The sequence below is a fragment of the Streptosporangium carneum genome, assembly GCF_027922005.1.
Classification (GTDB): domain Bacteria; phylum Actinomycetota; class Actinomycetes; order Streptosporangiales; family Streptosporangiaceae; genus Streptosporangium; species Streptosporangium carneum.
The window spans coordinates 1-983 of sequence record NZ_BSEV01000079.1; the positions used below are offsets into that span (position 1 = coordinate 1).

The following is a 983-nucleotide window of genomic DNA, read 5'->3' on the forward strand; positions in this document are numbered from 1 at the left end:
CGGCGCGAAACAGGATGCGGGGGGCGTGGCGTGTCATGATGAGCCCGATAATACCATGGTGCAGAATGGGGGCGGACGCGTTAATGCGCCGTTAGGTGCAGGCGCGAAGATTGGGTGGTCCGGATGGAGGATAAGCCATGACGCTCGCCGTCATCGTCCAGGCCCGCGCCGGCTCGTCCCGGCTGCCGCGCAAAGTGCTCGAACCGCTGGGTGACAAGTGCGTGCTGGACCGGGTGCTCGACCGCTGCCGGCGTATCGCGGCTGCCGATCATGTGATTTGTGCTATTCCCGAAGGCGAGGCCGACGATCCCGTCGCCGATGCGGGGCGCCGGGCCGGTGTCGCGGTGTTCCGCGGCTCCGAGCAGGACGTGCTGGCGCGCTATCTGGGGGCCGCGAAAATGGTCGATGCGGACGCGGTGGTTCGGATCACCAGCGACTGCCCCTTCATCGATCCGGACATGGCCGGCCAGCTGATCGCGCTCTATCGCGAGAGCGGGGCGGATTATGCCAACAACACGCTGCTGCCCGGGTTTCCGCGCGGGCTGGATTGCGAGATCGTCTCCACGGCCTGGCTGGAGCGGGCCGATGCGGAAGCGACCGATCCGGCCGACCGTGAACATGTGACGGCCTGGATCCGCAACCGGCCGGGCCTGAAACTCGCCTGTCTGGAAGGGCCTGGCGGCGAGGCCGCGAACTGGCGCTGGACGCTGGACTATCCGGCCGATCTCGCCTTTTGCCGGGCCGTGTTCGAACGGGCGGGCGAGGCGGCGGCAGAGCTGGATTTTCCCGCGCTTTCAGAGCTTTGCCGCAAGGCGCCGGACCTGGTGGCGATCAATGCCGTGCATGCCGATCCGGCGCGCCCGGATATCCGGCGTCCTCCCGCCATTGTCCGCGACTATCTGCCCGCTGGTGCGACGCCGCCTGTGCGCTAGCATGGGCGAAAGGATTTGTTCACCGACACACCCGACCCTGCTGGCAATTCT

1 protein-coding gene is annotated in these 983 nt (G+C 67.2%); it reads left to right on the top strand.

The genetic code is table 11. The annotated features are described in order from the left end of the window. Positions 1 to 137: 137 nt before the first annotated feature. Positions 138 to 932, top strand: a complete 795-nt coding sequence (locus tag PKF00_RS43895; protein ID WP_271223729.1) for a cytidylyltransferase domain-containing protein — start codon at positions 138 to 140, stop codon at positions 930 to 932. The last annotated feature ends 51 nt before the right edge of the window (positions 933 to 983 follow it).